Source organism: Enterorhabdus sp. P55, from assembly GCF_009911695.1.
In the GTDB taxonomy this organism is placed as follows: Bacteria; Actinomycetota; Coriobacteriia; order Coriobacteriales; family Eggerthellaceae; genus Enterorhabdus.
Genome location: NZ_QWKK01000119.1, coordinates 1 through 5955 on the forward strand (window position 1 = coordinate 1; position 5955 = coordinate 5955).

Below are 5955 nucleotides of genomic sequence, written 5' to 3' on the forward strand. Positions count from 1 at the left end.
GCCATGGCGCCGCTTCCCGGGCTCAGGTAGTACCAGGTGCCCCGGTCGAGCACCCAGCCCTCGGCCATGGCGCCGGAGCCGTCGAGGTAGTACCACGTCCCGCCCAGCTGCACCCAGCCGGTGGCCATGGCGCCGGAGCCGGGGCTCAGGTAGTACCACGCCCCGTCCACGAGCGCCCAGCCCTCGGCCATGGCGCCGGATCCGCGCAGGTAGTACCACGCGCCGGCCGAGCTCGCCCAGCCGGTGCGCATCCAGCCCGCGTCGTCGAAGAGGTACCACGCGCCGCCGACGCGCTCCCAGCACGACCTGGCGTAGCCGCCCCTGTCGTAGGCGTACCACCACCTCCCCGAGGACTCCCTCCACGAGCCCGCCTGGGCGGCGTGGGCCTCCCCGGCATCGAGCGAGGCCTGGGCCGCCGCGAGGGCGCCGGCGCCCCCGAGCGCCAGGGCGCCGGCGAGCGCCGCCGAGGCGAGCCCGCGCGCTATCGATCTGGACATATCCTTCTCCTTTCTCATGTCCCTTAACGGCTTAGAGGTTCTTCTTCACCCAGATGTTCTTATGATCGGTCGTATCCAAGTCGCCCCACTGCTCTATGAGCGTCATGTCAAGGTCAGCGCACCCAAAGCACTGAAGCTCGGTGAGCGAGGGGCAGGCGAACGGGTCGAAGGTCGTAAGGCTGCTTCCGGTGATATAGAGCGACTCAAGCGCCGCGGCTTGGGATACGTCAAGGTCGGTGAGGGGATTTCCGCTGGCCACCAGCATCGTGAGCTGCGGAAGCTTGCCCGTGCGCAGGGCGGCCAGCTGGTTCTCGGAGCAGTCAACCCGCTGCAGCTGCGGGCAGCCGTCTATGCTGAGCGAGGCCAGTTGGTTGTTTCGGCAACTCAAGTTCTTCAAGGCCGCAAGCCCGCTTGCGTCGAGCGAGGTCAGCTGGTTGCCCGAGAGCTCCACGTACTCAAGTCGGGGCATTCCCTGCAAATCGAGGGACGAGACCTTCGAGTCATAGCAGAAGAGGCTCGTCATGGCGGGGCAGTCCGTTATCTCCAGCGTTGCAAGCTCGTTGCGCACGTAGGGGGTGACGGGGCCGTTTGCCGCTGCCGCGCCCACGCCCTTGAGAGAGGGACACGAGGCGATGCGCAGCGAGGCAAGGGTCTTGCTGGCGCAGGAGAGGTTTTCCAGGTTCGCATAGCCCTCAAGCTCCAGGGAAGTAAGATGCGAGCCGCTTACGCCTATGTAACGAAGCGCCTTGGTTGCGGGCAGCGTCAGGTTGGCGAGCGGATGGCCGGAGCACTCCAGGAAGGAGAGGGAAGCGCAATCGCTCAGGTCGAGGGTGTCGAGCTTCTTCTGAGAATCATCTTGGGAAGACCAGATGCTCATTATGTTGAGGTATTCCAGGCTGCCGCACCCTGCGAGATCGATGGTATCGAGTGATCCGTTTCTGCACTCGAGCTCAAGGAGCTTGTCGCAGCCCGCGACGTTGACGGAGCGCAATGCGTAGACGGTGCCGCTGCCACCGCCGAGGCTCATGGTCCACCCGCAGATCAGCGCCCGCAGCGACGGGCATCCGCTCGCGTCGATGGACTCGATGGCGGGGTTGTCGGTGAGGATGACGTGGGTGACCTCGTAGCCGTTGATGCGATGGGGGATGGTCACGTCAGGATTATTGCCGTGATACCCGGTGATGGCGATGGCCTTCGCGTCGGGCAGGTTGACCTCGCGGAAGTCGAAGTCGGTTCCGTCATGGGTGGGCTCGCCGACCGCAGCGGGCGTGGCGAACCGCTTTGTGCGCTCCCAGGTGCCGGTGCTGGCGTTGAGCGCGCCCCAGGTGCTCACTTTGGCGGAGTCGAACTCAGACTGGTCGCTTGTGCAGCGGAGCTCGGTGAGCGAGGGGAGCTGGTACGGGTCGATGAAGAGCACGCTCATGCCGCAGTCGAGGGTCTCGAGGGAGTCGCATCCCTCGAGCTCAAGGTCGGTGAGTATCAGGCTGGAGCAGTCGAGGCTGCGCAGGGACGCGCACCCGCTCGCATCGACGGTGGTTATGTCCCTCGAGCCCGTCAGGCGAGCCGACGTCACCGGAACGCCCTTGCTCGTGGCGGAGGGGATGACGATGGTGCTCTCGGATCCGTGGTATCCCGTTATGCTCACGCCGAGGCTGCCATCGGCATCCTTGACGACCTCGCAGTCGAAATCGGCGAGCACGGGGTCGGGCAGGATGGGATCCTCCGGCTCTTCCGGGTCGGGGTCGGGCTCCGTCGGATCCTTCGGATCGTCGGGATCGGGGTTAGGCGCCACCGGGTCCTTCGGGTCGTCCGGATCCGGGTCGGGTTTTCCAGGCTCCTCGGGTGCGACGTAGTTGGGAATCCACTTCCCGTCCTCGCCGACGTAGTAGCCGTCCACCCAGGCCCCGGTGAGCATGGAGCCATCGCCGCCCACGTAGTAGTCGCCCACCCAGGTGTTAGAGGTCATGGCGCCGGAGGGCTGCAGGTGGTACCACTTGCCGTCCACCATCTTCCAGCCGGTGGCCATGGCTCCGCTGCCCGGCTCCAGGTAGTACCAGGTGCCCCGGTCGAGCACCCACCCTTCGGCCATGGCGCCGGATCCGTCGAGGTAATACCACGTGCCGTCCAGCTGCACCCAGCCGGTGGCCATGGCGCCCGAGCCTTCCAGGTAATACCAGGTATTGCCCACGAGCGCCCAGCCGGTGGCCATGGAGCCGCTTTCCGGGTTGAGGTAGTACCAAGTGCCCCGGTCGAGCACCCAGCCCTCGGCCATGGCGCCGGATCCCGTGAGGTAGTACCACGTGCCGTTCAGTTGGATCCAGCCGGTGCGCATGGCGCCGGAGGCATCCATCCAGTACCACTTCCCGTCCACGAGCGTCCAGCCCGTGGCCATGGCGCCGCTCTCAGGATGGAGGTAGTACCAGGCTCCCTTCCACATCTGCCAGCCGGTGGTCATCCAGCCGGCGTCGTCGAAGAGGTACCAGACCCCCTTTATCTTGGCCCACCCGGACTTCGCGTAGCCGCCTGCGCTATAGGCGTACCACCACCTGTCGCCGGATTGCTTCCAGGCGCCAGCTGGCGCCGCGTGGGCCTGCTGCGCCTCGAATGACGCCTGGGCCATTGCGACCGTGCCGGCTCCGCCGATCACAAGCGCGCATGCCAGCGCCGCCGAGGCTACCTTGCGGTTTATCTGACTCAGCATCGTTCCTCCTCCTGCCTGCGGCAGTTCTCCCGATGCGCCCGCCATGCCCCGCGGGCGCCGATGGCCTATAGATACTCCCAATTCGAAGAATTTCGTTGCGCAACAAAGGTCATCGGGGGGGGGGCGCTCGCTCAGCGACTTCGACGCCGGAGCGCCCGTGCTAGAATGACCCCATGATTCGCGGAGATGACATATATGAGCTGAGGCTGTTCGACCAGGTTCTGGCGCGCTTCTCGTTCGGCGAGGACGATCCTGCCATCTTGCGAGAGTGCGATGCCGAGCTTGCGCATCTGATGCCGCTCGGGCTCGAGCTGACCGACGAGGGGCTGTGGCGCTGGCTCTCGACGCGCGCCATCCCTCAGAACCGCCGATTCGCCGTGGAGCTCTGCCGATCCCTCGGGCTGTCTGCCAACGACCGCAGCGGCATCCTGGCGGCCGGCATGGGACTGTCGCTCAACGACTCCTATTGGATAGCTCCCGTGGGTTTCGAGGGAACCTTCTCCGAGGTCAACCTCTTCGAGAACGGGTTCTCGTCGATGCTCGCTGCCGTGGCTTACACCGGCGTCATGAGCGATTTTCATGGCATGACGCCCGCCACTCCCGAGCTCACCACCAACGGCAACCTGCGCAAGGCTTGGCGTATCGAGGAAGACGGCACGCGTCGCCTGTACAAGGGCTCGTCGGATGTGCGCGCCGAGTACGGCGAGGCGCGCGCTGAGTTTCTCGCGTCCCAGGTGGCCGAGGCCATGGAGCTCGACGCCGTGCGCTACGACCTGACTTCGTGGAGCGATGCGTCTGCCGGCCCCAGCTCCGCCTGCGACTGCTTCTGCACGACCGAGGTGTCCTACGTTCCCCAGGCCCTCACCTTCGGGCAGAGCACCCACGGCGCGGCAGCGCGGGCGTATCTGCGCTGGGGGATCGAGCACTTCGAGCGCTACGCCTCCATGATGGTGTTCGATGCGCTTATCTGCAATACCGACCGGCACCTGACCAACTTCGGCGTGCTGCGCGAGAGTCGGACGGGGCGGCTGCTGGAGGCGGCGCCCGTGTTCGACAACGGGCGGTCGCTCTTCTTCAACGTGGGGCTTGATCAGCCGGACGCCTTCGAGGTGGAGGCTCGCTTCGCGCTGCCCGCGTGGCCCCAGGTGACTTTCGACGAGCAGGCGGCCCGGCTCATCGGCCCGCTGCAGAAGGATCAGCTGGAGCGCCTCGGATCCTTCGCGTTCTGCAATAGCGAGGCCCACCCCTTCCCGGAGCCGTTCCTGCGCGAGTTGGGAGAGTTCATCCGACGCCGCGCCGAGGAACTCGCCGCGCTGTCGGAGGTTCCCCGTGACGCTCTCCTTGAGGCGGCGCGGAGGGCCTAGGGCGCGCTGGCGGGCGATGCGGGCTTTCGTCGCGGCAGTCGCTAGCGGCCCAGCGGGATGGTTGGGATGATGGCAATCAGCGCGAATCGCGTTCCTCGGAGCTTCTCCGGTGCTTCTTTTTCTCGCCGGCGTCTTCTCCCTAGATACTGTTGATTTTGCATTTCCGTTATGCGACGAATGTCGACGAGTTCCGACGGGCATCCAGAGACGGGGCTCAGGGTACAGAAGGGGCGGAGGGCGCGCCCTCCGCCCCTAGTCGTGGTTTTGGCGCATGTGCCACCTGAGGCAGGGTAAATGAGGGCAAGAGCTTAGACGAGATCCTTTCGCACCCATTCGCAGTGCTCCCGATAGACACCCCAGGCTTCGATTGCGCTTGCATCGAACCCGTGACCCGGGTAATAGCTGTTATATTTGATGACCTTTAACGCTGGCAAGCCGCTGGGGTCAAAGGTGGTCAGTTGGTTGGCGTAGAAATTGATTATCTGGAGCTTGTTGCATCCATGAACGGAGAGGGACGAGATCTCGTTCCAGCTGCAATTGAGTTCTTCCAGGGCTTTGCAGCTGCTCGTGTCGAGCGCTTTGATTTTGTTATAGTCGCATTGGAGCTCGACGAGCGAAGTGCAGCCGCTTAGATTGAGGGCTGTGAGGGCGCTGTTCTGCTGACAGCTTATCTTCTTAAGCGACGACAATCCGCTGAAAGAGAGATCGACGAAGTTGTTCCTGTAGAAGGTGACCGTTTCGAGCTTTTTGCACGCCGAGAGATCGATGGCTGCGATTTTGCTATGGTATATCGTCAGCGCTGTGAGGTTGGGGCAGTCGGACAGATCGAGGCTTCTGAGCTTGCCTTGGATAGTCGTGGAGATGCCAGACTGATCGATGGTCAGGCTCTCAAGTGCGGGGTGGTCTTCCAGCCTCAGATTCTCGAGCTCCTGCATTTTAAGGGCTATCTTCGTGACTGATTGGCAGGATGTGAAGTCTACCGAGGTCAGGGAAGAGCTTCTTGTCTTGGAGGGGACGATCTCATTGAGGTTAGCCGATGTTGACAGGGTGACCGCGGTGACGGGAAGTCCGTTTATGCTGTTCGGCACGGCTATATCTTGTTTGGATCCTTGATAGGCCTCTATTACGATGTACCCGCTTACAACCGCGCCATCTTTAAGATATTCGGTGCCGGAGTAGACGAAGCCATCGTCTGTTTTGCCGTCAATCTCGCGCGACAGATCCCAATTTGCCGGCTCGCTGGGAAGCGTAGGATCATTGGTATCGCCGGGCGTGCTCGGCGCGTTCGCGTCGCCAGGTTGGGAGGGATCGGAAGGGCCCTGGTAGCCCGGGACCCACTTGCCGTCGGGGCCCACGAAGCAGCCCACCCACTCGTTGACGGCCATGGAGCCGT

3 protein-coding genes and 1 pseudogene are annotated in these 5955 nt (G+C 63.8%); 1 reads left to right on the forward strand and 3 read right to left on the reverse strand.

What is annotated here, in order from left to right; genetic code table 11:
- Together D1643_RS11605 and D1643_RS09370 are read right to left on the reverse strand one after the other, a co-directional pair.
- Positions 1-497 (reverse strand): annotated as a pseudogene (locus tag D1643_RS11605) (N-acetylmuramoyl-L-alanine amidase family protein); the annotation flags it as partial.
- A gap of 31 nt (positions 498-528) precedes the next feature.
- On the reverse strand, positions 529-3198 hold the full coding sequence (locus D1643_RS09370; protein ID WP_201751066.1) for a hypothetical protein: 2670 nt from the start codon (positions 3196-3198) through the stop codon (positions 529-531).
- Positions 3199-3371: 173 nt separating this feature from the next.
- On the opposite strand from D1643_RS09370, the gene D1643_RS09375 reads away from it, so the two are divergent.
- Positions 3372-4562 (forward strand): XRE family transcriptional regulator, encoded by a 1191-nt coding sequence (locus D1643_RS09375; protein WP_160710369.1) that lies wholly within the window; start codon positions 3372-3374, stop codon positions 4560-4562.
- A 308-nt stretch (positions 4563-4870) separates the two neighbouring features.
- Here D1643_RS09375 and D1643_RS09380 read toward each other — a convergent pair.
- Positions 4871-5955, reverse strand: a 1085-nt coding sequence (locus D1643_RS09380) for a leucine-rich repeat domain-containing protein (protein ID WP_236643524.1), incomplete at its 5' end; no start/stop codon positions are given.

Coding starts and splice junctions, on each gene's coding strand:
- D1643_RS09370 (WP_201751066.1), bottom strand. CDS start 3,198: ATGCTGAGTCAGATAAACCGCAAGGTAGCCTCGGCGGCGCTGGCATGC.
- D1643_RS09375 (WP_160710369.1), top strand. CDS start 3,372: ATGATTCGCGGAGATGACATATATGAGCTGAGGCTGTTCGACCAGGTT.